The organism is Paenibacillus sp. FSL L8-0708 (assembly GCF_038009325.1).
Classification (GTDB): Bacteria; Bacillota; Bacilli; order Paenibacillales; family Paenibacillaceae; genus Paenibacillus_AQ; species Paenibacillus_AQ odorifer.
Map to the genome: position 1 here is coordinate 3,964,934 of NZ_JBBPBC010000001.1, position 26,589 is coordinate 3,991,522.

General features: G+C 41.8%; 25 protein-coding genes. 22 read left to right on the plus strand and 3 right to left on the minus strand.

What is annotated here, in order from left to right:
* Window positions 1-39: 39 nt before the first annotated feature.
* Entirely contained in the window at window positions 40-1,017 is a 978-nt protein-coding gene (locus tag NYE58_RS18770; protein WP_076190305.1) for a biotin--[acetyl-CoA-carboxylase] ligase, read from the minus strand.
* 247 nt (window positions 1,018-1,264) lie between these two features.
* On the opposite strand from NYE58_RS18770, the gene NYE58_RS18775 reads away from it, so the two are divergent.
* From NYE58_RS18775 to NYE58_RS18835, 14 genes are all read left to right on the plus strand, one after another.
* Window positions 1,265-1,816, plus strand: coding sequence for a biotin transporter BioY (locus tag NYE58_RS18775; protein ID WP_076277335.1), 552 nt, complete (start codon window positions 1,265-1,267; stop codon window positions 1,814-1,816).
* A 118-nt stretch (window positions 1,817-1,934) separates the two neighbouring features.
* Window positions 1,935-3,368, plus strand: a complete 1,434-nt coding sequence (locus NYE58_RS18780) for a helix-turn-helix domain-containing protein (protein WP_076277336.1) — start codon at window positions 1,935-1,937, stop codon at window positions 3,366-3,368.
* 161 nt (window positions 3,369-3,529) lie between these two features.
* Window positions 3,530-4,237 (plus strand): purine-nucleoside phosphorylase, encoded by a 708-nt coding sequence (gene deoD, locus NYE58_RS18785; RefSeq protein WP_341004278.1) that lies wholly within the window; start codon window positions 3,530-3,532, stop codon window positions 4,235-4,237.
* Window positions 4,238-4,284: 47 nt separating this feature from the next.
* Complete coding sequence (locus NYE58_RS18790) at window positions 4,285-5,589, plus strand: purine/pyrimidine permease (RefSeq protein WP_076277338.1); 1,305 nt, start codon at window positions 4,285-4,287, stop codon at window positions 5,587-5,589.
* 15 nt (window positions 5,590-5,604) lie between these two features.
* Entirely contained in the window at window positions 5,605-6,786 is a 1,182-nt protein-coding gene (locus NYE58_RS18795; protein ID WP_076277339.1) for a NupC/NupG family nucleoside CNT transporter, read from the plus strand.
* A 20-nt stretch (window positions 6,787-6,806) separates the two neighbouring features.
* On the plus strand, window positions 6,807-7,994 hold the full coding sequence (deoB, locus tag NYE58_RS18800) for a phosphopentomutase (protein WP_076277340.1): 1,188 nt from the start codon (window positions 6,807-6,809) through the stop codon (window positions 7,992-7,994).
* A gap of 314 nt (window positions 7,995-8,308) precedes the next feature.
* Window positions 8,309-10,012 carry an alpha,alpha-phosphotrehalase gene (gene treC / locus NYE58_RS18805; protein ID WP_445671764.1) on the plus strand — a complete coding sequence of 568 codons (1,704 nt, stop codon included), beginning with the start codon at window positions 8,309-8,311 and terminating at the stop codon, window positions 10,010-10,012.
* 50 nt (window positions 10,013-10,062) lie between these two features.
* The gene (gene treP / locus NYE58_RS18810) at window positions 10,063-12,033 is read left to right on the plus strand and encodes a PTS system trehalose-specific EIIBC component (RefSeq protein ID WP_076277341.1); all 1,971 of its coding nucleotides are present in this window, start codon (window positions 10,063-10,065) and stop codon (window positions 12,031-12,033) included.
* 164 nt (window positions 12,034-12,197) lie between these two features.
* Window positions 12,198-12,917 (plus strand): trehalose operon repressor, encoded by a 720-nt coding sequence (gene treR, locus NYE58_RS18815; RefSeq protein WP_036677129.1) that lies wholly within the window; start codon window positions 12,198-12,200, stop codon window positions 12,915-12,917.
* Window positions 12,918-12,940: 23 nt separating this feature from the next.
* Window positions 12,941-13,018, plus strand: coding sequence for an RCC1-like domain-containing protein (locus NYE58_RS37520; protein WP_076277383.1), 78 nt, complete (start codon window positions 12,941-12,943; stop codon window positions 13,016-13,018).
* 209 nt (window positions 13,019-13,227) lie between these two features.
* Window positions 13,228-14,238: a phosphotransferase enzyme family protein gene (locus NYE58_RS18820; protein WP_341002635.1), complete on the plus strand. Its 1,011-nt coding sequence runs from the start codon at window positions 13,228-13,230 to the stop codon at window positions 14,236-14,238.
* Between the two features lie 137 nt (window positions 14,239-14,375).
* Entirely contained in the window at window positions 14,376-14,963 is a 588-nt protein-coding gene (locus NYE58_RS18825) for a DUF1349 domain-containing protein (RefSeq protein ID WP_076277343.1), read from the plus strand.
* A 154-nt stretch (window positions 14,964-15,117) separates the two neighbouring features.
* Window positions 15,118-15,381 carry a hypothetical protein gene (locus NYE58_RS18830; RefSeq protein WP_076277344.1) on the plus strand — a complete coding sequence of 88 codons (264 nt, stop codon included), beginning with the start codon at window positions 15,118-15,120 and terminating at the stop codon, window positions 15,379-15,381.
* Window positions 15,382-15,512: 131 nt separating this feature from the next.
* On the plus strand, window positions 15,513-15,701 hold the full coding sequence (locus NYE58_RS18835; RefSeq protein ID WP_232061361.1) for a hypothetical protein: 189 nt from the start codon (window positions 15,513-15,515) through the stop codon (window positions 15,699-15,701).
* A 92-nt stretch (window positions 15,702-15,793) separates the two neighbouring features.
* On the opposite strand, the gene NYE58_RS18840 is transcribed toward NYE58_RS18835, so the two are convergent.
* Window positions 15,794-16,606 carry a class I SAM-dependent methyltransferase gene (locus tag NYE58_RS18840; RefSeq protein WP_076130506.1) on the minus strand — a complete coding sequence of 271 codons (813 nt, stop codon included), beginning with the start codon at window positions 16,604-16,606 and terminating at the stop codon, window positions 15,794-15,796.
* 309 nt (window positions 16,607-16,915) lie between these two features.
* Window positions 16,916-17,599 (minus strand): helix-turn-helix transcriptional regulator, encoded by a 684-nt coding sequence (locus tag NYE58_RS18845; RefSeq protein WP_076217678.1) that lies wholly within the window; start codon window positions 17,597-17,599, stop codon window positions 16,916-16,918.
* Window positions 17,600-17,765: 166 nt separating this feature from the next.
* Here NYE58_RS18845 and NYE58_RS18850 point away from each other — a divergent pair, with 166 nt between their 5' ends.
* From NYE58_RS18850 to NYE58_RS18885, 8 genes are all read left to right on the plus strand, one after another.
* Window positions 17,766-19,169: an MFS transporter gene (locus NYE58_RS18850; RefSeq protein ID WP_076184920.1), complete on the plus strand. Its 1,404-nt coding sequence runs from the start codon at window positions 17,766-17,768 to the stop codon at window positions 19,167-19,169.
* A 21-nt stretch (window positions 19,170-19,190) separates the two neighbouring features.
* A complete protein-coding gene (locus NYE58_RS18855) occupies window positions 19,191-19,547 on the plus strand; it encodes a HesB/IscA family protein (RefSeq protein WP_076130520.1) in 357 nt (118 codons plus the stop codon).
* 23 nt (window positions 19,548-19,570) lie between these two features.
* On the plus strand, window positions 19,571-19,855 hold the full coding sequence (locus tag NYE58_RS18860; RefSeq protein ID WP_076217679.1) for a HesB/YadR/YfhF family protein: 285 nt from the start codon (window positions 19,571-19,573) through the stop codon (window positions 19,853-19,855).
* 146 nt (window positions 19,856-20,001) lie between these two features.
* Complete coding sequence (locus NYE58_RS18865; protein WP_341002640.1) at window positions 20,002-20,808, plus strand: AraC family transcriptional regulator; 807 nt, start codon at window positions 20,002-20,004, stop codon at window positions 20,806-20,808.
* 208 nt (window positions 20,809-21,016) lie between these two features.
* Window positions 21,017-22,327: an NtaA/DmoA family FMN-dependent monooxygenase gene (locus NYE58_RS18870; protein ID WP_341002642.1), complete on the plus strand. Its 1,311-nt coding sequence runs from the start codon at window positions 21,017-21,019 to the stop codon at window positions 22,325-22,327.
* 25 nt (window positions 22,328-22,352) lie between these two features.
* Complete coding sequence (locus NYE58_RS18875) at window positions 22,353-23,402, plus strand: NAD(P)/FAD-dependent oxidoreductase (protein WP_341002644.1); 1,050 nt, start codon at window positions 22,353-22,355, stop codon at window positions 23,400-23,402.
* A gap of 25 nt (window positions 23,403-23,427) precedes the next feature.
* Window positions 23,428-24,375 carry an ABC transporter substrate-binding protein gene (locus NYE58_RS18880; RefSeq protein ID WP_341002647.1) on the plus strand — a complete coding sequence of 316 codons (948 nt, stop codon included), beginning with the start codon at window positions 23,428-23,430 and terminating at the stop codon, window positions 24,373-24,375.
* A 133-nt stretch (window positions 24,376-24,508) separates the two neighbouring features.
* Window positions 24,509-26,428, plus strand: a complete 1,920-nt coding sequence (locus tag NYE58_RS18885; protein ID WP_341002649.1) for an AraC family transcriptional regulator — start codon at window positions 24,509-24,511, stop codon at window positions 26,426-26,428.
* Window positions 26,429-26,589 lie beyond the last annotated feature (161 nt).

A 26,589-nucleotide genomic window follows, 5' to 3' on the forward strand; every position in this document is an offset into this window, starting at 1 on the left:
CATGAGGCAGCACTAGCTGCTTTGGAGGCGAAGCTCCAGTTAAATTTTAATGCTAACTTCTCCACTTGAAAGATACTCTTCGTCACCATTCTCATATCTGACTTTCAGATGGCAATCGTCATCGATATCAATGGCTGTTGCTTTACGTTGTTCATTATCCTTTATCACGGTCACAGGTTCGCCAAGTGAAATTAACCTTTTTTTGTATTCGGAAAGAAACAATCTGTCCGTTAAATGTTCATAATATCTCATGAAATGGTTTAGTACTTCTGCAACGAGACGGTTGCGCAGATCACCATAAGGATTGTTTTCTGAAATTACAGTTGTTGCAATCTCGGTAAGATCATTGGGAAAGCCTTCGGAAGGGAGGACTACATTGATACCGATGCCGAGGACAGCATAATCAAGCCAGCCGTTTTCCAGTGACACGGATGCTTCGGTAAGGATCCCGCATACTTTTTTACCTTCCATAAAAACGTCATTTACCCATTTAATCTGCGTTTCTTTACCGGATACGCTCTCGATAGAAAGGGCTACAGCTACAGCGGCGCAAGTGGTCAATAAAGCTGAGTCTGTTGCGGACAGCTTGGGACGCAGCAGGATGCTCATATAGATACCCGTTCCAGGTGGAGAAAAAAATTTCCGGCCCATTCGCCCGCGACCAGCTGTTTGTTCTTCCGAAAGAATCACTTTACCTTCAGCTTCTCCATTTGAGGCAAGGTTTTTTACGGCTTCATTCGTGGAAGATATGGTCTTAAAGACTTCAACACGTAACTTTTGCCCCTGAGTATCCAGGTACTTTGAAATTGCACTGGCTGATAAGATATCCGTTTGTGGTGACATGGAATATCCTTTATTGGTTACAGCTTGTATCGAATAACCGTCTGTCTGTAAAGATTTTATGGCTTTCCAGACCGCGCTGCGCGTCACGGATAACTGAACGGCTATTTCCTCGCCGGAAAAATATTCACCCTTATTACTGTCGAGCAAGGCAAGAATATGTTCTTTTACTGTCATGAACTTAAACCTCCAAAAGTATAACTCTCCGACCAAAACCCATTGAATAGATTAACATCCAACGATTGCGACTGAATACTCTAATTCTATATAACAATAGGAAAAACTCAAGCATGGTATTTTATTCTATTGTAAACCATATATTAATTTATGGTTTACAATAAAGAATAACTCCATTATAATTCAGCTTACTGGACGTATTTACTAACCAGAATACAATCATTGATATCCAATGGAGGTCATTTTTTTGAAGACAAAAGAACTAATTTATGCTGCATTATTCGCAGCACTTATCGCGGTGTTGGGGATGATACCGCCCATCCCCCTCGGCTTCATCCCCGTTCCGATCACTGCCCAGACGCTTGGCGTCATGTTGGCTGGATGTTTTCTGGGGAAACGGATGGGCGCCCTCAGTCTCATTATTTTCATCATACTAGTAGCCATTGGGCTGCCTGTACTGACTGGCGGTCGCGGCGGAATCGCGGTGTTAGTTGGACCTTCTGCAGGATACATATTTAGTTTTCCAATCGCGGCCGGCCTTATTGGCTGGTATTCCGAAAAAATCTGGCCGAAGGTTCGAACTTGGAAGCTGGTAGCTATCAACATAATCTTCGGTGTATTACTAGTGAGTCTGATTGGTGCCCCTGTCATGGCATTGATAACCAATACTTCGATCTGGGCTGGTCTTGTCGGAGCGTTGGCCTTTCTTCCGGGAGACATCATCAAAGCCGTTATTGCAGCCGTCATAACGATGCAGCTGAAAGCAATAAGCCCTATAGAAGAAAAAACACAAATATAATGTGATGTGAAACTCGGGTAAATAAAACCCGGGTTTTTTTATTGAAAAAGAATAGGGTTATGGTTGCGAATTTGTTTATACTATAAAAATTAAACGAAATTGAAGTGGGTGTAGAAAAATGGATAAGGGATTTAATTTAGCTAGTCAACTATTAACGCTGCTTGATACAGAACATAGATGGTTTACCTTAGCGGAAATCGAAAAAAGTTTAGGGATCTCTGATAAGACCATCCGGAAGATGGTGGAGGAAATCAGCAAGCAATTACCATCTACTGTAACCATTGAGGTTTCTAGAGGAAAGGGAATAGTTCTTCAACGTGATGGGCGAAGTACGATTAGTGAAGTGATTTCTTCTATGTTCAGACAAACCATCTTTTATCGGCTGATGGATTTTTTGTTTATGAATGTGGGTCGACTGTCTGTGGAGGAGCTCTCCGAAGCCATGTTTATGAGTACCTCGTCTTTAAAGAAATTGATTGTGCAATTAAATAATGATGATCTAAAAGCTTATAAGCTACGCATTAGTTTTTCTACCCCCATGATCAAAGGGAATGAAATGAATATTCGATATTTTTATTGGAAGTTATATTGTGATGCGTATGAGTTTACAGGCTGGCCCTTTGCGAATGTTGATTTTGCTTATATGAATCAGTTAATCACAAATATAGAAAATGAGAATAACATTGTATATTTTATCAATTCCAAAAGGAGATTATCGTTTTTGTTGGCCATTGTTATAGAAAGAGTGGCTAAAGGAAAATGTGTGAACATCGACGAAAATGCTTACCCTTGGGAAAAGGGGATGTTTTATTTTCCAGTGAAAACTATTACAGGACGTCTTGAGGACAAGCTGTCCCTTGAATTTCCAAACAGTGAAATATTCTTTATGCAATCCATGGTTAGTCTCAGCCAATATCATTATTATGAAGGGTCAGAGATCACTCCGATGAAAGAAGTCGAATTACACAAGGATAAAGAAGAATATCAAATGGGGAATCTGCTTCTAATGTTATTAGCAAAGGTATACCCGAACTTAGATATACAAGAACGGTTTATTTTGGAGATTTACGGTTTCTTTGACAAGCTATTAATCGAAAATGCCATTCCTGAATGGATGATGATTTCAACAAGTCATTTAACAACATATGTTCAAAAGGAATGCCAGCAGATTTATCAAGAATTGCAAACCTGTATGCAAACGTGGAATAAAACTTACCCTTCCGTTTTGTTTAATCATTTTCATTTAACAAAGCTAACCTTAATTGTCCGCTCGAGTTTACGTTATAAAAGTAAGAGGGCCTTTTTAGTGATCGGGGAAGAATTTTCAATTCGTCATTACATAGCAGATTTGATAAAGAAGGAGATTGGGGATCAGTTGATCCTTAATACTTCCATAATGAAAGGCTTGACCGACGAGATCATGCAGCAAAATAATATCGATCTTGTCATTAGTAATATCCCGGTTGCATTAACGACAGTGCCTGTTGTTATTATTTCCACGATCCCCTCTAAAAGAGATTTAGACAACATTCGTAAAGAACTGCTTTTATAATTTGACCAATTATTTTCCGTAAGCTCCGTAAGTTTTTGGTCTAGTTTGTAATGTTAAAAAACCTTATGCTCAATCTAGTTTCGAAACTGATTTTACTTGAAGGCAAATGGAAAGCGATTTCGGTAAACCTCAGTTTACTATTAAAAGTTGGAGGAAGAACTATGAGTAGGCATTTAGGTGCAAATAAGGGAGAAATAGCAGAGCTCGTTTTGCTCCCAGGAGATCCTTTACGTGCAAAGTTTGTGGCAGAACACTTTTTAGAGGAGGCTTATTGTTATAACGAAGTAAGAGGGATGTTTGGATACACTGGATTATACAAGGGTGTGCCTGTGTCGGTTCAGGGGACAGGGATGGGAAATCCATCGATGAGTATCTATGCAACAGAATTGATCGTCGATTATGAAGTTAAGAAATTGATTCGCATTGGTACATGTGGCGCGATGCAGGAAGAAATAAATATCCGCGATATTATATTAGCCCAAGCAGTATCTTCAGACAGTAATATGACGGAAAAGATCTTTTATGGCTGTAATTTTGCACCAACGGCAGATTTCTCATTGCTAATGAAAGCATATCAACAAGCACAAGCTAAAAATGCAAAGGTGTTTGTTGGTAACATCTATAATTCTGATGAATTCTATCGTGAAAATTTAGATCGGCTTCATAAGTTCATGGATTTCGGTGTATTAGCTGTAGAAATGGAAAGTACCGCCCTATACACTTTAGCCCCTAAATATGGTGTAAAAGCGTTATCGATTTTGACCGTCGGCAGTCAATTGTTAAGACAGGAGCACCTAACTCATAAAGAAAGTGAACAATCCTTTTATGAAATGGTCGAAGTAGCTCTTAACACAGTCGTTGAAGGCTGATTTATTGATAAGAGTGCAGTGTTGTTAGAAAAGAGAGTGAGAAAGAAATGAAGGTAATACTGTCAGGATTGCAGTGGATGATTTTTATGATCGCTGGTGCAATTGCTGCACCCATTGCTATCGCAGATTTATATAACTTAACACCCATAGAGACTTCTGGACTCATTCAGAGCACCATGATTACTTTAGCAATAGCTGGATTTTTACAAGGCCTGATGGGTCATAAATTCCCTATTCATGAAGGTCCGGCAGGGTTATGGTGGAGCATTTTTACCATTTACGCGAGTTTAGTGGGGGGACTCTATTCCTCTAACAACGGCGCTTTACAGGCTTTAAGTGGAGCGATGATCATTAGCGGAGTGTTGTTTATCCTAATTTCAGCATTTAAGCTAATGGATAAAATCGCTCGTCTTTTTACTCCAACCATCACCTTTATTTATTTACTTTTATTGATCTTTCAATTAAGCGGATCTTTTATGAAAGGGATGATGGGGATTACCATCGCCCACACCATGTTAGATGTTAAAGTATTCATCCTTAGTGTGATCGTGGTCTGCATTACCTTTTGGTTAGGCAACAGCCGCTTTGTATTACTAAGCCAGTTTTCAATAATTCTCAGTATAGTGATAGGCTGCCTATTATTTATAATCTGCGGTAGTATGCCGGCGGTTTCTCGTGCGGATACTCTATTTAAGCTGCCGGAAATATTCCCATTTGGAACACCCCGATTCGATGCCGGGACAATTACTACTGCATTTTTACTAACCCTATTATTAATAACCAATGCGGTGGCATCCATCCGTTTGATGGAGACCGTTATGAAACCAAAGCAAGGGGATCATCGCCGTTATTTGCGCGCCGGGTTTACTTCTGGAATTACGCATCTTATAAGTGGTGGTTTAGGAGCGGTCGGCTCAGTCCCTATTTCGGGAGCGGCGGGATATGTTGAGCAAACAGGGATGAGGGAGCGCAAATCATTTTTAATAGGCTGCAGCTTAGTGATCTCAATATCCTTGGTTCCGCCCATGATGAATTTCATATCTGCGATTCCAGCTCCCATAGGCTATTCTGTTACCTTCGTCATTTTTGTGAAGATGGTCGGACTAGCGCTAAAGGAATTGAAAAAGGTTATTCATGAAGAGCGAACATTTATTGTCAGTGGGCTTTCCCTTTTAGTGGGTGTAGGTTTAATGTTTATACCTGCATCAGCTACGGCCCATTTATCTCCGATCGTGATCGCCATTTTAAATAATGGATTAATATGCGGAAGCCTGTTAGCGATTATTTTGGAACAAGGGTTAATGTGGAAAGATGCATTTCGATATGAGGATTCCAAGAAAATTAACCGATAATTTGGAGGGCTAAAAATGCATTATCTAATTTCTATTGCTGGTCTGGTTATTGTTCTATTACTGGCATGGCTAGGAAGTAACAATAAGAAAAAGATTAAATATCGTCCGATCATTGTAATGATTGCTATTCAAATAGGTTTGGGATTAATTATCCTAAAAACGAGCATTGGAGAATTTTTGATTAAAGGGTTTGCTGATAGTTTTTCAAAATTACTTGGATACGCCAATGAAGGTACTGACTTTGTGTTTGGCGGCATTGCAAATGAAGGGGCGCATACATTTTTCCTTTATGTTTTGATGCCCATTGTTTTTATGTCAGCATTGATAGGGATTTTGCAACATTACAAAATACTGCCATTCATTATAAAGTATATTGGACTGGTACTGAGTAAAATAAATGGCATGGGTAAATTGGAATCTTATAATGCAGTTGCAGCCGCAATTGTCGGACAAAATGAAGTATTTATTTCGGTGAAAAACCAGCTTGGACTATTGCCAAAACATCGCTTGTATACATTATGTGCGTCTGCAATGTCTACGGTATCCATGTCAATCGTTGGTTCCTATATGACGATGCTAGAACCTCGGTATGTAGTAGCTGCATTGATATTAAACCTATTTGGCGGATTTATCATTTCATCCATCATTAATCCGTATGAAGTTACACCTGAAGAAGATATTGTTGAAGTTCAGGTAGAAGAAAAACAAACGTTTTTTGAAATGCTAGGCGAATATATTATGGATGGCTTTAAAGTAGCCATAGTAGTTGGGGTAATGTTAGTTGGTTTTGTGGGAATCATTGCTTTGATTAACGGGGTCTTCAGTGGCATATTCGGAATTTCGTTCCAAGGAGTGTTAGGCTACGTCTTTGCACCCATCGCCTTTCTTATCGGTGTGCCATGGCATGAAGCTGTTGAGGCCGGTAGTATTATGGCGACAAAGCTTGTTGCGAATGAATTCGTTGCTATGCTTGACTTTGTTAAGATTCAAGAAGGTTTAAGTGGCCGTACTACAGCCATTGTCTCCGTTTTTCTAATCTCATTTGCTAACTTTGGGTCGATTGGTACCATTGTGGGTGCAGTGAAGGGATTGAATGAAAAGCAAGGGAATATCGTCGCACGATTTGGATTAAAGCTGTTATTTGGCGCCACACTTGTAAGCGTTTTATCAGCTTTGATTATCGGTATCATATTCTAGTTGTAGCAAGGAGTATTAACATGAAACAAACACCCCGGTTTAAGCGGATTTTCGTCATCGTTATGGATTCTGTAGGCATTGGTGAAGCTCCAGATGCTGAAAAGTTTGGGGATGCAGGATCACATACATTACGGCATATTGCAGAAAAAATGAATGGGCTACATGTTCCTGCGTTATCCAAGCTAGGGTTAAGTCATATCGACTCAATACCCGGAGTTCCCAAAGTGGAGCGCCCTTTAGCTTATTGGACCAAAATGCAGGAAGCTTCTAATGGAAAGGATACGATGACAGGTCACTGGGAAATCATGGGCCTACGAATTGATGTTCCTTTCAAAGTGTTTTCTGAAGGGTTTCCTTATGAATTAATTAATGAATTAGAAGAAAGAACAGGACGAAAGGTGATTGGGAATAAACCCGCTAGTGGTACAGCTATTCTCGATGAGCTTGGACAAGAGCATATGAACACAGGCGCACTCATTGTCTATACTTCAGCAGATTCCGTGATTCAGATTGCGGCTCATGAAGAGGTTATTCCTTTGGAAGAACTGTATCAAATCTGCGAGATTGCCAGAGAGATTACTTTACGTGAGGAGTACATGCTAGGCAGAGTGATTGCTAGACCCTTCCTCGGGCAGCCCGGAAATTTCAAAAGAACATCGAACCGTCATGATTATGCCTTGAAGCCTTATGGAAGAACCGTGATGAATGAGCTCAAGGATGCCGGGTTCGATGTACTAGCGATTGGCAAGATCTCAGATATATACGATGGGGAAGGTGTCACCAAGTCTTTCAGAACAGTGTCTAACATGGATGGCATGGATAAACTCATGGAGACCCTTCATACTGATTTTACAGGACTTAGTTTCTTGAATCTTGTCGATTTTGATGCACTTTATGGCCATCGTAGAGATCCGATCGGGTATGGGAAAGCGCTTGAAGAATTTGATGATCGATTACATGAAGTTCTAGCAGAGCTATGCGAAGATGATCTTCTTATAATTACGGCAGACCATGGCAATGATCCCATTCATGCGGGTACGGATCACACCCGTGAATATGTTCCTTTACTCCTCTACAGTAAGAGTTTCAATCGACAAGGCGAGCTGCCTATATCGAAGACTTTTTCGGATATTGGAGCAACAGTTGCTGATAACTTTGTTGTGACCATGCCCCAATTCGGTAAGAGCCTCCTACAGGAGCTTAAATAAACTATAATTTGAATAGACACTTTGAATAGAAACAGGATACCTAACTTGTATTAGTAAAAGGTATCCTGTTTGTTTTTTTGTCTACATATCTTTGTATCTAAAAAGCTGCCGAGAAAGCGGCTTTTTTTGTTATTACGGATCAAATATTAGGGTAATACAACGTTATAAATAATCTAGTTTCTACTCATGCCACTCCTTCTATAGTTATAGTATTGACAACCTGTATATACAGGTTTAAACTATGTGAAGTGTTTGAACTTGTATATACAGGTTTAATGGTTGAAATAAAGGAATTCTTTTTGGAGGTGTTCAACTTGAGTCAGTCCCAGTATTCGGAATGGTGGCGCCGCTCCACGGTGTATCAGGTGTACCCGAAGAGCTTTAAGGACACTACAGGCAACGGAACAGGAGATATTAAAGGACTTATTGAGAAATTAGATTATTTGCAGAAGCTTGGAATCGATATTGTCTGGTTACAGCCGGTTTATGTTTCGCCGCAACATGATAACGGTTACGATGTAGCAGATTATGAAAATATTAACCCGGATTTCGGTACGATGGAGGATTTTGACGAGCTAATACAGGAACTGCATAGACGCGAAATGAAGCTAATGATCGATATCGTGGTTAACCATACCTCGACTGAACATGAGTGGTTCAAACAGTCCATTTCAAGCAGGAACAATCCTTTCCGTGATTACTATATCTGGAAGGACCCGGCTCCGGACGGCGGCTTACCCAACAACTGGCAGTCGAAGTTCGGTGGGCCTGCCTGGCAGTTCGACGAAGCGTCGGGACAATATTATCTTACTCTCTTCGATAAAACCCAAGCGGATCTGAACTGGGAGAATGAGAAGGTACGCAGAGCAGTGAATGATATGATGTTATTCTGGGCTAAAAAGGGTGTCGACGGCTTCCGCATGGATGTAATTAATTTAATCTCCAAAGATCAGCGCTTCCCTAACGATGACGGGAGTGTTCCACCGGGGGATGGACGTAAATTCTATACTGACGGTCCACAGGTCCATGCATACATCAAAGCAATGTATGAAGAGGTGTTTGGTCCGTTTGAGATGGTGACTGTAGGAGAGATGTCCTCAACTACACTGGAGCATTGTATCCGGTACTCAAGTCCCGAAGAGCGGGAATTTTCCATGACCTTCAATTTTCATCATTTAAAAGTCGACTATCCGAATGGACAGAAGTGGGAACTGATGCCTTATGATTTCGAGGCAATGAAACGGTTGTTCGCGCAGTGGCAGACCGGAATGCAGAAAGGCGGAGGCTGGAACGCACTATTTTTTAACAATCATGATCAACCGCGTGCTCTTTCCAGATTCACTGATGATAAGGTCTACCGTGTGGAAAGCGCCAAGCTGCTCGCGACAACTCTGCATGGCCTTCAGGGAACACCTTATGTATATCAAGGGGAAGAAATCGGTATGCCGAATCCGGTATGGAAAAGCATCGATGAGTTCCGCGACATTGAGTCACTAAATATGTACCGCATTCTGTGTGAACAGGGGAAAAGCCCGGAGGTTGCTCTCAGCATTCTCCAAGAACGTTCGCGGGACAATTCACGTACGCCGATGCAGTGGGATGACAGCCGGAATGCCGGATTTACCACTGGTACTCCATGGTTGAAGGTAGATGAGCGGTATCCAGACATCAATGTGCAGAAGGAACTGGAAAACCCTGATTCCATCTTCCACCATTACCGCAAACTAATTGCACTTCGCAAGGAGTATGGAGTATTCATAGAAGGTATTTTCAAGAGACTCGATGAAGGTCATCCTGAAGTCTTCGCTTACGCCAGAACAGGAGATGGAGAGACACTTGTTGTGGTCTCGAACTTTAGCAATAAAGAAATCTCTTTCCGCTTTAAAGACAATCACTGGACTGAATTGTCGCCAAGTGGTAAGGACGAGCTTCTGATTGGGAATACAGCAGATGCACCATCATTAACACAAGAGCTTCAGCTTAGTCCTTATGCTTCCTACATGTGGTTAGTCCGCTAACGAGGTGTACTTGAGAAGGAGCACACATCAATTTTGTAAGGAGTGAAGATATGGCTATAGACCGCAAAAATGTTGAAGATATTGTACGGGCGGTTGGGGGCAAGGAGAATATTGAGGTTGCGACGCATTGTGTAACCCGGCTGAGATTCTCGCTGTATGACGAGAGCAAGGTGGATTCGGAAGCCCTGGACCGTAACGAACTCGTAAAAGGACAATTCTCTACGCAAGGGCAGTTCCAGATCGTTATCGGACCAGGAACTGTAGATAAAGTATACGATGAAATGATTCAAATCACTGGTGGTGCCCGCTCTTCCAAGGATGACGTGAAATCAGCGGCAGCACGGAAACAGAATCCATTGCAGCGGGCGATCAAAACACTGGCTGATATTTTTATTCCGATTCTTCCGGCCATCGTAACCGCAGGTTTGCTGCTTGGGATTAATAATATTTTGACCGGACCTGGTATCTTTTTTGATAGTAAGTCATTGGTAGATGTCTATCCTGCATGGAAAGACATTGCTGCGATTATTAACACGATTGCCAGCACAGCCTTCACCTTTTTACCAGCCCTTATCGGTTGGGCAGCTGTTACACGTTTCGGGGGCAGTCCTCTACTCGGAATCGTGCTGGGTCTCATTCTCGTACATCCGGATCTATTAAGTGCCTACAGTTATGCAAGTGCTTCAACTGAGGGAACCGTTCCGACCTGGAATTTGTTCGGCTGGCATTTGGAGAAGATCGGTTATCAGGGGCAAGTATTGCCTGTACTGGTTTCGGCCTATATTCTGGCTAGACTGGAGAAGTTCCTCAACCGCCGGGTGCTTGATTCCATTAAACTACTGGTCGTTGCTCCAGTGACCCTGCTGGTTACAGGTTTTCTGGCCTTCACCATTATCGGACCCGTTACGTTCGCCATTGCCAATGCTATCACCTCGGGTTTGATCTATGTATTTGATCATTTTGCGCTCCTTGGTGGTTTGATCTATGGTGGATTCTATGCACTTCTGGTCATCACTGGGATGCATCATACTTTCTTGGCAGTCGATGTTCAGCTCATCGGCAGTGAGGGAGGCACCTTCCTCTGGCCGATGCTGGCGCTCTCCAATATTGCGCAAGGCGCTGCGGCACTGGCGATGATGTTCGTTGTTAGAGAACAAAAGGCAAAAGGTTTGGCGGCTACGTCTTCCGTCTCTGCATTCCTCGGCGTGACTGAACCGGCAATCTTTGGGGTGAATATCCGCTATCGCTATCCTTTCATCTTCGGGATGATCGGCTCAGCAATTGCCGGTATGCTCCTTACCGTTAACCAGGTTCGAGCTTCATCCATTGGCGTAGGGGGAATTCCCGGTTTCCTTTCGATTTTCCCGAATCAGTGGGGCGTTTTCTTTATTGGCATGGTTATTGTTCTCGTTGTGCCATTTGCCGCCACAGTATTGTACGGACGTTCTGTAGTGGGTCGTTCCGAAAAGAACACAGCTACAGAGGCTTCTAGTACTACGAGCGAACCAGAGGAATTGAGTAGCCGTCATTCCGTTCAAGGGTCACAGGAATCAGTTAATACTCTGGAGCTTGTCTCACCGCTTAGTGGAACTGCAGTATCGCTGGAACAGGTGCCCGATCCTGCCTTTGCTGAAAAGCAAATGGGTGAGGGAATTGCAATCGAACCTTCTGAGGGGAAAGTATATGCTCCCTTTGATGCTACAGTAGCCCATGTGATTAAGAGCAAACATGCGCTTATACTGGAGCATGCCAGCGGTGTTCAGGTATTAATCCACGTTGGAATTAACACGGTGGCGCTTAAAGGTAGCGGTTTTACCAGCCTGAAGAATATTGGTGATAAGGTTCAAGCAGGAGAGCTTCTACTAGAATTTGATATGGAAGCTATCCGCGCAGCAGGTTACCCGGTGATTACTCCAATCATCATTCCTGCAGGTCAGGAGATGGTCGAGAAGATCGAGGAGAAGACCGGACCAGCTACGGCCAAACAAACAAGCATCTTGACTATTCATCTCAAGGGTTGATAAAGGCTATATTGGCAAAGACTTTATACTTTAGAAAGACAGCCCCTTGGGGGCTGTTTTTCTATAAATATAAGAATTTATATGTTCAACGCTATAAATTCCCTTCCAATTGAATCGATGCTTCCAAAGGCATGACGTGATACAATAAAGGGCGGTGATCAAAATTGAGAGAAAATAAATATTTGCAAATTTATAATGAATACAGCAATCAAATCCATTCTGGACAATTGCTGCCGGGAACCAAGCTGCCTTCCGAAAGTGAACTCGCCGAAGCTTATGCCACTTCACGAGAGACCGTGCGCAAAGCGCTGAATCTACTTTTCCGTGAAGGATATATTCACAAAATTAAGGGCAGAGGCTCCTTTGTGCTTGACATGACCCGAATGGATTTCCCTGTTACCGGTTTGATTTCATTTAAAGAAATGGCCGATACCCTGGGTACTGCCTCACGGACACTGGTAGAGCGGACGATACAAGAGCCGGCAGGCTCCGCAATCGCCAGACATCTGCAGATTCCACCTGAAACTCTGATTTGGAAGGTTGTTCGCGCCAGAGAAATTGAAGGTGAACGGATCATTTTGGATAAGGATTATTTTCGTGCGGATATTGTTTCCTTTCTGAGTGAGGAAATCGCGGAAGGCTCAATCTATGAATATCTGGAGCTGGAATTGGGGCTTAAGATCAGTTATGCGAAGAAGCTGATATCCGTTGAGCCTTCTACCGAGGAGGATCATAGACTGCTCGATTTGAAGAATTTTACGCATATTGTAGTAGTACGAAACTATGTGTATTTGGAGAACACGGTGCTTTACCAATATACCGAGTCTAGACACCGGCTGGATAAATTCCAGTTCGTGGATTTTGCTCGAAGGGTGAGGCGATAAGCTGATCCGAGGGTGTCCCAGTTATCAGTGTATCCGCTGGTGCCTTGCATAGCATGGCTCTGAAAAGCGATGGAAACGTATGGATATGGGGCGAACAATGAGAGCCAGCAGAACCTGTTGCAATTTCGCTTGTAGAAGAATCTTAATAGATTTGAAGAGTAGGGAATTTCATGCCTAAGTGGCAATGAATTCCCTATTTTTATAGGTGAGTCAAAAAGAGAAAACTCTTTTCATATTCATTCTTTATCATTACAGCTATCCGTCTAGACTGTTAAAATGATGGAAGTATGGTAGACAAAGGAGATAAGCAATGAATAATGGCTTTCGGATCAATACTGAGGAGAACCGACACCGAACTCTGAGGCAAGTAAAACAAGCGGCGTTTCATGCTTTACAGGAATATGAAATAGACTGGAACTCCATTCACTTCATTCAAGTATCCGAACATGTCACCTTCCGCATTGTAAACGATGTGGGGGAACAGTTCTTGCTCCGCATTCACCCGGATAACAAACAACGCGAAGGAACCATTTCAGAAATTGAGTGGTTGTTGGCTTTGAAGAGCAAAGACCTCCTCTTGCCCGAAGCTGTAATCAATCGTGAAGGGGCCTTTATTACGGAAACATCGGTGTGTGACGGACAACGGTTTTATTCGAGCTTAATGCGATGGGTCGAGGGAAAGCATGTAGACAAAAGCGAACTAACGGAGGAGGTCATCCGTAAAACAGGATCATTGATGGCAAAGCTTCATGAGGCCAGCTCTGATTTTAGTCCTTCCAGCGGTTTTACTCGTCCTTCTTGGGGTGCACTGAGCTTTAAACGGGACTGGGATCACCTAAGTCTACATCGCAAACATTTCATATCGGATGAGGGTTTTAAGTTATATTCCGCAGCCGCCACTAAAGTGGCAACATGTCTCGAAACGTTCACAAGACATGAACAAAATTATGGGATGATCCACGCGGACTTACATAATGGAAATGTCATTTTTCGGGATAATGAACCTTATCCTATCGATTTTGGCAGGTGTGGCTTCGGCTATCATCTTTACGATATAGCTCAGGCTATTATGGGATTATACCCAACACAGAGAGCTTATTTCGTCGAAGGATATCAGAGAATCAGGAAGCTGGAAAATGAATATATAATGAAGCTAGAGTGCTTCTTAGTCATGGCAATAATCGAAGCCTATAGCTTTCATGCAGAGAATCCGCTAGAGACCGAGGGTTTGATTGAAGAGCAGCCATATGCTCAAGCGATTTTGAGAGCGTATGTAAACGGGACAACCTTTTTATTTAATTCTCTGGATACTTCAAAATAAAAGATTAGAAAATGTAATGCGTTATATTTTTCAAATGGTATTATTAGGATGAACTGCTGAAAACTATTTAAATTGTATTTGGATTCTTAGCAATGAAAATGGTTGACAAAACTTTATAAAAAGTGAGGAGTAGAGCAATGAACTTTGAGAAAGAACAGCTTTTTTGGATAAATCCAATCAGTGATTATTCTATTACAGAAAACAGGATTGAATTTGTAACGATGCCGAATACAGATTTTTGGCAACGAACCTATTATGGTTTTAGAAATGATAATTCACCTGCACTGTTAATGAAAACTGCTGAGAAGTATTTTTCATTTATAGTAAGAACAGATTATGATAGTACACATAGATACGAGCAGTGTGGGATAGTCATCTATCAGGACAGTGATAATTGGTTCAAGGCATCGGTAGAATATGAAAATGAGGAATTCCAAAGACTTGGAAGTGTGGTTACAAATCACGGATATTCAGATTGGGCAACAACTGATATCGATGCAAACATTAAAACTATGTATTATAGACTAAGTCGACGCGAAAGTGATTTCTGTATTGAAAGCTCTTTGGACGGGACTATATTTGAACAGATGCGTATTTTTCATTTGTTTGAAGGGAATGAGGAAATAAATTTTGGCTTATATGCTTGTAGCCCAGAGAATTCTTCATTTAAAGGTGTTTTCACCGAAATGGAAATTACAGAGTGTAAGTGGTTGGAGCATAAATAGTCGTTTACGCAGCTGAAAGTGAATATTACTCAAAAGGGCCTTCCTAAAAGGAAGGTCTTTTTTTATGAGCGGTATAAAGTTGTCATCAGTTTCCGATTTCTACAGTTACCCATGTGGTAAAATTAGGATAATTGGATCTTGGGAGGCGAGGACAATGAGTCTTGTGATGATCATTTTATTACTGTTCTTAAATATTCCAGTATATAAATTTTTGTTTCGCGTGTTCTTCGTGGATAATGATGATTATAACGAATCGATTAGGCATACTTTTACACCTAACATCATTTCATTATTCCGGGGAGAGTATTGGAAGGATAGAATGAATACGGCAAGGCTTCAGTTTTTTATACTCATTTGCGGTGGAATTGTTGTTTTGGAATACCTTGTTTTGCATAAAATAATTGATATTTTTCGTTAACTAGAACTTCATTTAGAAACTTCTGCTTATGGTGAGCAGGAGTTTTTTTATCTTGCATAAGCACCGCCCTATTATGGAAAACTTATGTAGTGCGAATAAACAGCATGAATCTATTTTGCGAGGTGATAATGATGACAAATCAAGATCCGCAGGAGCTTCTTAAAAGTAAACACAAGCTGGATGAGCAGAAGAGGCAATTCACAAATTTTGCCCGAAGTGCTTCCGGTCATGGTGAAGCAGAAGCAGGCCAGGAATTCAGTAATGACCGAGTGCCAGATGATCAAAACCGCATGAAATCTGTTGAGAACAGACAAGATTGATCTTAAAAAGCTATCAAATAAGCCGATCCTTTTCTGGATCGGCTTAGAAAAATAATTTTTACGTTGTAAGGTTGTTCAATAGGTATCGGATGCTAGAGTTTTCTTGCTTTAATTACAAAAGTTACAGGAAGCATCTTTGCTTTTTTTGCAAAATCGCTTTTATCGTCCCGCGACTGCATAAGTTCATCATCAGATTGCTCAATCATTTGCTCAATAACAAATCCAGCTTTAGATAGCGCATTCACATAAGTTGATAATTTACGATCCGATAAAGTTAGCGTACTTTCATCAAGAGATACTGAATACCAAGATTCATCGAAATAACATTTTTTAAAAACAAGCATATCATTTTCTGCAACAACACATTTGTGTATAGGGTGAGACCAGCTGAAAATAAATGATCCATCTTTTTTAAGGTAAGAAGCAATCCGGCTAAAAGTACCCTCAAGGTCAGTTGTCCAGCCTATGGCATAAACCGAATATACAAAGTCAAAATAATCCTCTGGCAGGCCACATTCTTCTTCCATGGGTGAGCAAATCAATTTTGCTGAAAGACCGTGCTCCGTCAAAAGTTGCCTAGTCTTTTCGATTTGGTTCTCTGCTATATCCGTACCCCATAGTTCAGATGCATTGCGTTCCCCCAGATATTGCAAAGATTGACCGCTTCCACAGCCTATCTCCAGCAACTTTTTCCCTGAGACATCACCAAAAAGTTGGCATTGTTCTTCCGATACAAATGCTCCATAAAGAGGAAGTGCAGTAGCTCCTAAAACTTCATTTCCTTTTGTATCCCAAAATAAGCTGTTTGTTTCATGAATAGTATTCGTATCCATATCGACCGAGATGGCGACGCCAACCTCACCAGCGCCTATAACGTTTGTTCTATAACCAGAATTTTTGTCCATGCAGACACCCGCCCCAAATATAGATTATATAAGCCTAAACATATCTCCCGACTTGCGCGTAATCCCAATAACATATATCGAACACGAACAAGCTGAGGGATTAACCATAGAATAATCTACCATTTTCCCATGAACATATCCATCCAAAATTTCCCACTAAAATTCCCAATTGTGAAATAAAGCATGATATGACCGTATCAGAAAAGGAAAGTTATGCCCCACGAATTTGTTACAATATGTAAAACCGCTGCAGGGTACCGCTTCAAATTATGAATATTTCAACGGGAACACCTTCCCTTAGTGGCGCGGTCATTCGGCATGGCAGCTTGGAAACAAGAGCTTATTTTGTCTAACCGTATAAACACAGTTTCTTCCTCCCGCTAATATGTACTCCCCCCGTTCAATATGAACATTATTACCTAGAACAGTTTTAAATAGATGTAACTCATTTTTGCATAACCCGGTACATACAGCAGCAGCTTCACAGATCGGGCAATGTTTCTCAATGAATAAAAGACTGCCATCATCCTGCTCCTTAACCTCGGCCATATACCCTTCATTTGTTCGAATCTCGGCCAGTTTCTCCAGCTTCTCTCTAACGTCTGCTGTATCACCAAGATGCTGAAGATATTGTTCTTGCATATTCTTATTTCGAACAGCCAGCAGCTTGTCCAGCCCCTCATTTCCGAAAGCTTCTTTCATGGAATGGATCAGACTGACGGATAAATCCGAATATCCGCTTGGGAAAAACCGATCGGCCGCGGGGGTTAAGATCCATAGCTTGGTTGGCCGCCCCATGGGACGGGACTCTTCTATATTAGTAACTAGCCCTTCTTCTTTCAGCGCATTCAAATGTTGACGAATAGCCATTCCAGATAGCGAAAACTGGGAGGAGAGTGCCATAACATCCATTCCCCCTTGTTGCTTTAACAGATCAATAATCGCTCTTCGGGTCTTGGTTGAGACATCCTTTTTGGTTTGATTTCGGCTCATGTTGCACCTCCTACTGAAACAACTAAATCTACATCACAGACTACATTTTAAACAAAAATGTTGACAAAGTCAAAGCTGAACTGTAGCTTAGACATTATAAACAAAAATGTTTACTAAGTGTCCGGATACGATGTATACATACCAATTTTCTTGGAGGTCACATTTCATGTCGTCTAATCATCAAAGTATTTTCAGCCCACGTTATTTTGCACTATCCATAGGTATTATTCTGTCAGTGATGGCCGTTGGATTCGAAGGCCTGTCCGTAACTACCATTGCCCCTTCAATTGCTGGAGATTTGAACGGCCTTAGCCTGTTTGGCTGGATATTCAGTACTTATCTGCTTGCGCAGATTATCGGAACTCTGGTCGTCGGTCGAATCATAGATAGAAGAGGACCTGCAGTACCGTTCACTATCGCACTTCTTTTGTTTATCGTTGGGTTGATTGCTGCCGCAACATCAGGCGATATGTATACCATGATAGGATCACGGGCCATGCAGGGTTTGGGTGCCGGAGCTATGATGACTTGTGTGTACACAGCAATATCCTTAAGCTACCCGGATGAATTACGCGCCAAAATACTCGGAGCATTTGGTACGGCCTATGTTCTTCCGTCCATGCTCGGTCCATACGTTGCAGGTCTTATCGCAGATCAGTGGTCCTGGCGGTTTGTTTTCTGGGGAATATTACCGATCCTGATGATTTCAGCACTGCTTAGTTTACCTGCGTTCACGAAATTAAAAACACCGAAGACGCAAGGGGATATCGGAGCTTCATCAACTTGGAATGCGTTACTGTTAACGATGGGTACAGGGATTTTCTTAGTTGGTCTAAGCATGCTTCCGAGCATTATGGGATTTGTTTTAGTCATTATCGGCTTAGTACTTATGATATTTCCGCTCCGCAAACTGCTACCGAAGGGAACTCTTACGCTTCGAAGAGGCATGCCAGCTATTCTGGCAACACGTGGGCTGTTCTTCGCTGCCTATACCAGCACACAGAATTTCTTGGTATTGGCTCTAATCGATGTGAAAGGAATAACGCCTTCTCAGGCCGGATTGATTGTAGCGAGTGCTGCGTTGAGTTGGTGCGTCATAGCGTATCTGCAAGGACGGTGGGATTCGGCAGATCAGGGCCGTGGACGGCATACGCGAATTATTCTGGGTGTATTGCTGCTTGCCATAGGGATTACTATCGTATTTTGGATACCCGTTGTGACCGTTACCGTAGCAGTTATTGGACAGATCATCGCTGGAATCGGCATTGGATTGGCGCATCCGATTAGCGGTGTTGTGGCGTTTTCTCAGACAGGAGAAGGAGGTGTCGGCAACACCTCGGCAAATCTGCAATTTGCGGATTCTTTTACACCCGGTGTAGTTATCGGGATCGGCGGTTCCATCCTTGTGGTTTGTCAGGCTGGCGGAATGTCACTCCAATCCGGATTAATTGTAGCAATGGGTTTCCATCTCTTGTTGATTGTAATGAGTTTATTTGCGAGCACTCGGATCTCACCAGTAGCTGAACAAATAGGAACGGGTATCCAATCTTTAGGTTTGAAAAACAAATAAACGAAGGAGGAGTTCACAATGATCATCGAGGTCAGTGACAAAGCATCAGAAAAAATCGCCGAAATCTTATCAAGTGCGAATATCCGAAATCCATTTCTAAGAGTGGGTGTTGATGAAGGGGGATGCAGTGGACTATCCTATACCCTAGTCGTGGATGAGCAGCAAGCAGAAGAGGATATTATATTAAATAAACAAGATTTTAGTATATTGGTTCACCCGAATAGTATTCCATATATTGACGGTCTTGAAATTGACTATGAAGAGAGTGGAATGGTAGGCGGATTCACTATGAATAACCCTAATGCAAAAGCTTCATGTGGATGCGGAGCCAGTTTCAGAATGGCCAATTATCGTGGCGAAATAAAAAAATGTGATTAAACAGCAGGAAGGAGAGAAGAGGAATGATATCATTTGCAGTATCCGAAAAAGCATTGGATTCATTTAAGAATGAATGGGGTTTGGAAGAGGGGCAATATGTAAGAATTTACGCAAAATATGCCGGTGGAGGCTCTGATGCTTTCACTGTTGGAATTAATGCAAGTGCTACACCGATCGATCCCGCATGGGTTCAATCCATTGGCGGATTTCATTTCTTTGTTGAAAAAACTGATGTTTGGATTTTACAGGATGAACTTCTTCAAATTGATTGTAATGAAAACGGCATATTTTCAAGCAAAATCTCCTGAGCATCTTCTTGGGTTGCAGTGTACAGTAGAATATCTACTACACTTCTAGCAATTTCGCATACTATTGTCTATACTGTTTTAAATAAATATCAGAATTGGATCTGATTTTTATAAGAAGCATGGTGCTAGGAAGCAGGTGCAGAGCATTGATAAATTTGGACAAATTAGCAAAGGCATTTACTAAAGGTGTCTATGAAATAGAAGATAGAAGCCGCTTAGTCATCCAGCCCAAAAGCTTATTAAGTGAATTCACCACCGTTAAGCATGGATTTCTATTTATCATTCGCGGGGGAGCCAGAATACGTGTGAATGGAACGGTATATGAATTACGGCCAGGATCAGTTTTTCATGCTGCTCCGGGCATGCAGATGGATTCGCAGGTTATAGGACAATCTGAGCTCGAGTATTACTCCCTTTTTTATAAATTGGATATGCCGGAAGAAATGAATAGTACTCACGAATTTGACTCTCATTTCAAGCTGGAGCCGGGAGCGAATCTAAAAATTATTGAATTACTAATTATGCTCCATCAGAATGCCCATCCATCCGGAGAAATTGGGAAGCTGCGTATCAAGGAGTTGTTCTTAAGCCTGATGCACCAGGTTCTGATTGCGTGCAGTTACAGAGAGAACGATCGTTCTCCGAATCAAAGAATGGTAGACGAAGCCCTTACGTATATTAAACTTCATTATATGAATTCACTTACACTCGGTGAGTTAGCGGAACAGCATGCAATGAGTGCCAACCGCTTCTCTTACCTCTTTCATAAATATACGGGACTACGACCCATCGACTATGTTGTTAATTATCGTTTGGAACGGGCCTGTGAATTACTCAAAGCAGGTAATTTTCCTATCCGCGAGATTGCTGACCGTGTCGGTTATGACAATCCACTATATTTCAGCCGATTATTCAAAAAGAAATTCGGTGTTTCTCCCTCTGCCTATAAATAATGTACATAATGAGCTTCTTGTACTTGAACTACGTCTGCAGCTACTGGTGATAAGCCAGAAGTGCAGACTTTTTTTATTTAGATTAAATAATGATGCATGCTGGATTTGAGATTTGTACATTTGAATTTATTTAAATTTTTGATAAACTCACTTTTGTAACTGAGAATCATTATCAGTAAATTGATTTATAAATGAAAGGCTGGTAGAAATGACAGAAAAAAGACTAAGACAATTATGTATTGGCCTGTCCTTAAATGCAACCTGGATGAAAGGAGACGGCTGGCGGCACCCGGATAGCGGAGTAGAAAAGATGGAGTCTATTGATTACTATATTGATTTGGCAAAAATAGCGGAGAATTCAAAGCTCGATTTTCTTTTCAGGGCTGATTATCTGTATGTTAGCCCGCAGATGTTAGGAGATTCCTCAAATTTCGGCAGCCCAGACCCTGCATTGTTTTTTGCAGCGATAGCTCGTGAAACCGAGCGGATCGGACTGGTAACGACGATTTCCACTACTTTTAATCCGCCGTATGTTGTTGCAAGGCAGCTGCAGTCCTTACACTGGCTGAGCAATGGACGCGCTGGCTGGAATATTGTCACTTCTATTGAAGGCGCCGATAATTTCAGCGACTCACCTATGCCGTCACCGGAAGAGAGATATGCCATGGCTATGGAGTTCACGGATGTTGTATGCAAGCTTTGGGAGAGTTTTCCGAATGAAGCGATTGTTATCGACCGTCAGTCAGGTATGTTTTCGGATAAGGATAAAGTGACTGCCATTAATCATTCCGGGGAATTTTTCAGTGTAAAAGGGCCGCTTACTTTGCCTGCTCACAAGTCAGGAACGCCGCCGCTATTCCAAGCTGGTGCTTCGGATATTGGACGGAATTTCGCCTCATCTGTAGCTGATGCTATTTTTGCGGCAATGCCGGATATCGAATCGGGAGTGGAACTAAGAAATGATCTGAGAAGAAGAGCGGCTGAGCAGGGCCGTGATCCGGATGCTATCAAAGTTTTGCCGGGCTTATATTTTTTCCTGGCCGATACGCGCGAAGAAGCACTTGAATTACATAAAGCTGCACATGCGAATTTAAGCCTTGAACGCAGACATGCTTCGCTCAAATCGGTGCTGGGTCTTGATTTAAGCGGTTATCCCTTAGATAAGCGAGTAACTGCCGATATGTTACCCGATTCCAGTCAGGCTGTCCGCAGCCGGACTCATGCCGAATTGTTACGGCGGTATATAATTAAAAATCAGCCTACAGTGAAAGAAATCTTGGACAGGCCGGAGGTTGTCGGATCTGCACACTGGGTATCTGTCGGGACAGTCGAGGAAGTGCTGAACGATATTATTGAACGGTTTGAAGCGGGGGCTATAGATGGCTTCATCGCCCTGCCAGGCGGCTCGGAACAATCTATGGAGCTGTTTTTTGAGAAGTTGGTACCGGAGCTGGCTGAAAGAGGCTTATTCCGGAGCGAATATACGGGTAGCACTTTCCGTGAGCATTTAGGGATTTAAAAAAGAGAAATGAGGCGATTGAACGATGCATGAAGAGGAATTGTTTGATGTTACGATTATTGGCGGCGGTCCGGCTGGATTATTTGCTGCATTTTATAGCGGACTCCGTGAAATGAAAACCAAAATTATAGAATTCCAACCTGTGCTTGGCGGCAAGGTGCATGTCTATCCGGAAAAGATGATCTGGGACGTGGGAGGCTTACAGCCTATTCTTGGCTCACAGCTTATTGAACAAATGGTTGGTCAAGGGATGACTTTCCAACCGGAGGTTGCCTTTAATGAAAAGGTCACATCCATCTCGAAAGATGAAGCAGGTTACTTTATTTTACACACGGCCGCAAACCGGAAGCATTTCACTAAAACTGTCATATTGGCCATTGGAGGAGGCATTCTGAAGCCGGTCAAGCTCGAAATCGAGGGTGCCGAAAGATTCGAAATCACAAATTTGCATTATACGGTGAAGTCACTTGCCCGCTTTAAAGAGAAGACTATCCTAATATCGGGAGGCGGCCATTCTGCTGTTGACTGGGCGAATGAACTGGCTCCGATTGCCAAAAAGGTATTTCTGACGTACCGGAAAGAGAACTTAAAGGGGCATGAAGCCGATATTTCACGCTTGGCAAACAATGGCGTAGTGTGCTTGTTAAATACTTCAATCGAAAAGTTGATTGCCACACCGGATCACGAAAGAATAGGGACTGTACTGCTAAAAAGTAATGACAACGGAGAGGCATTTGAGCTGTCTGTCGATGAGGTCATCATTAATCACGGTTATGAGCGCGACAAAGAACTGCTGGTGAACAGTGAAATTAAAATGGATCTGTGGGAACACCGGATTTCAGGATCAGTAATGAGCGGGACATCCGTGCCGGGTATTTATGCGGCAGGGGATGTTCTACATCATGATGGGAAACTGCATCTGATCGCGGGGGCATTCCAGGATGCTGCCAATGCGGTAAACCAAGCCAAACAATACATCACACCGGAGGCAAATTCATCCGGGATGGTGTCTTCACATAATGACCTGTTCACGCAGAAAAACCGTGATTTAATGAAGCATTTATATAGACAGTAATGATAACAACTCAAGGGGGAGCCAAATGAAAAGACTATATGGATGGATTGCATCCTTAATTATACTAGCAGGATTACTGGCTGGGTGTTCCGAAACTTCATTCACGCCTACACCAGAAGTTGGCAAGATCGAAGAAGCAGGATGGCCAAGAACAATTGCGGATGCCAGCGACAATGGAGTGGTGCTCAAGACACGACCTGAGCGTATAGCGGTTCTGCATCCCTTGTATTTAGATTACTTTTTTGCTCTTGATACGCCTCCAATCGCATCAACTAACGCAGCGGAAGCGATGAAGGATTTTGCTACTTTACAGCCTTACGCTGGAACTGCTGAAATCATTGATTTGGGCAGCAGCAATGCGAATCTGGAAATGATCATGGAAGCAAAGCCTGATGTGATTGTAACCTTCAAGGGTTCTGTTGATAGCAATTATGAAGAGTTGAATAAGATTGCACCAGTCATCTTAATTGACTACACCGATACCTGGGAAAAAACGACGATGCTGTGTGCTCAGATTGTTGGTAAAGAGACATTAGCGGAACAAGCCATTAAGGAAACCCAAGAAATGATTGCAAAAACAAAAGAACAGCTAAGTAGTCTTGAGAATAAAACCTTTGCTTTACTACGGGTCGACGGAAAAGCTAATTTTAATGCTCAAGGCTCTAAAAACACGATGTACTACAATCAAACTGTAGGCTTCGGGTTGTTGCCACCGAAGGGATATCCTGAAGAGGGAGGAGCCCTTTCTCTGGAAGGGATATACAGCATGAATCCTGATTATATTATTATCCAGCATGATATGGATATCGCAAAGGCAGCCATCAAGGACAAGGAAACTTCGAACGTGTGGAACTCACTGGAAGCAGTGAAAAATAATCATGTTCTTATCTTTGATAACTCACTTAATAGCGCAAGTATCCTGGCTGTCCGTTTGGCTGCAGATCATTTTCTGCAATTGGCGTCTGAACAATAAATTTATATTAAAAAATCCGATTGCACCTTTTGGGGCAATCGGATTTTTGTTATTAAGTTAAATATCTTGACTGTTATTGATAATGGTTATCATTTATGATGAGGATTAGACAGATAACGGAGGGGTAGTCATTATGTACAAAAGCAATGAAATATTGCTTTGGGACCAAGCGACGGTCAAGTTATTGGATGTGCGCCATATTGAAAGGGTTCAAGGCGAAATTCTTCATAAGTACAAGATTCCTGCCAGTATATTTTTACTTTCGGTACAAGGGAGCGCTCAAGTTCAGTTAGATGACTCTGAATTTTCTTTTACAGGATTTCAAGTCCTGCATAGCGGGAAAGGGGCGATACTTAATATTGTTCCGACAAGTAAGAATTTTGTTTACTATATCATTTATTACCGTGCATGGATTCAAGAGGAGGATCTGTTCCAATCACAATATTGTTTTTCCCCTGATGCACCCATTTTACTTTATAACAAAATGCAATTGATGTATCAAAAATGGAACGAGCAAGAAGAGAGACTCAACGTAAAATCACTTTTTTATCAATTCATTCATCAGGTTTTAAAAGAATTACATAGAAAAGAGACTGAGGTGAAACAGACCAGTGTTGCAGTCCAAGTAATCACCTACATTCAGGAGTACTATGCGGAGCCAATTACATTAGATTCTCTTGCGGAAGTATTTAATTTCAGTGCTTATCATTTGTCATCCTTGTTTAAAGAGTACACAGGCATGAGTCCGATTGATTACTTAATTCGGTTTCGGCTTGAACTTGCAACAGAGCTTTTAATGACAACAGATGCTTCGGTCGGGGAAATATCAGCAAGCGTTGGTTATAAAGACGTATATTATTTCAGCCGAATTTTCAAGAAAAGAAAAGGTGTATCCCCTGCACATTTTAGAACAAAAGAGTCACTGCGGCCAAAAGTTGCTGAAAGTCCATTAAACTTCCCCATATCCTCTATTTTTGAACCCATCGTTCAACAGTATATTAATAATGATAATCATTATCATAATACGGAAAAAGGGGAATTACATATGTTTAAAATGACAAAATCTCAGACGACGGCTGCTTTACTGCTTTGCGGTTCTCTATTATTAGGTGCTTGCTCAAGTGGGACGGGTACTGCTACGAAGGAACAAAGTAATGGGAATGGAACCGTAAATCAAGCAACATCAGAAGAAAGTACGAACACTCGAATAGTATCAACGCCTAAGGGAGATGTGGAAGTACCAGCAGAGCCGAAAAGAGTGGCGGCTGACCAATATATGGGGCATTTATTGAAATTAGGAATTGTACCCATCGGAGCAAGAACGTTTATGCTGGATGAAGGCTGGATGGAAAAAGCGGACATACCCAAAGAAACGATCGAGAAAATTGAGGATTTAGGGGATTTCCCTTTAAATCTGGAAAAATTAACGATGCTAGATCCGGACTTAATTATCGGTTCGATCGATGAGAACATAGAACAATATGAGAAAATTGGGACCACTGTTTTTCTGCCTTATTGGGAGGGGTTAAAAACAGCAGGGCCGCTTGATAAATTTAGGAGTGTAAGCAAAATATTCGGAAAAGAAAAAGAAGCAGAAGAATGGATTACGGAATATGAACAGAAAGTAGCTGAAGCAAAGTCTAAACTTGCCGGGGTTATCAAGGAAGGGGAAACCGTTTCGATTGTTCAGTTTTCACAAAAGGCGGTATACGTCTTAGCGGCAAAGGGAGGAAACTATGGTTCTTCCACTATATACAATATGCTTCAGCTGCCTCCAACAGAAAGTGCAAAAAATATGGCGGAGGGATTTGAATCGATTTCATTAGAAGTGCTTCCAGAATATTTAGGTGATTATGTTTTTGTTTATAATGGCGATGCGGATGCTACCAATAAAGCAATGGAAAGTAACATATGGAAAGGCATCCCTGCAGTGAAAAATGGCAAAGTTTATTTGTATGGTGATAATTATCATGATGAATTCGTAATGGAAGATCCTTTTTCATTAGAGCTTCAGCTTGATACGATTGTGAATTTGTTACTTGGTTATCAGTAAATTAGGAGAGCGAAACGGAGCATTTATCCGTTTCCTTTTTTTTTGCTAATATGCCGATAGTCCAATCCTTCATCATAAGCCTCAGCAACTGTGACTTTTTTCATAATACCCTTTCTATATTCGACCCGTTTTATAGGCCAAAAGTATAATTTTTACAGCAG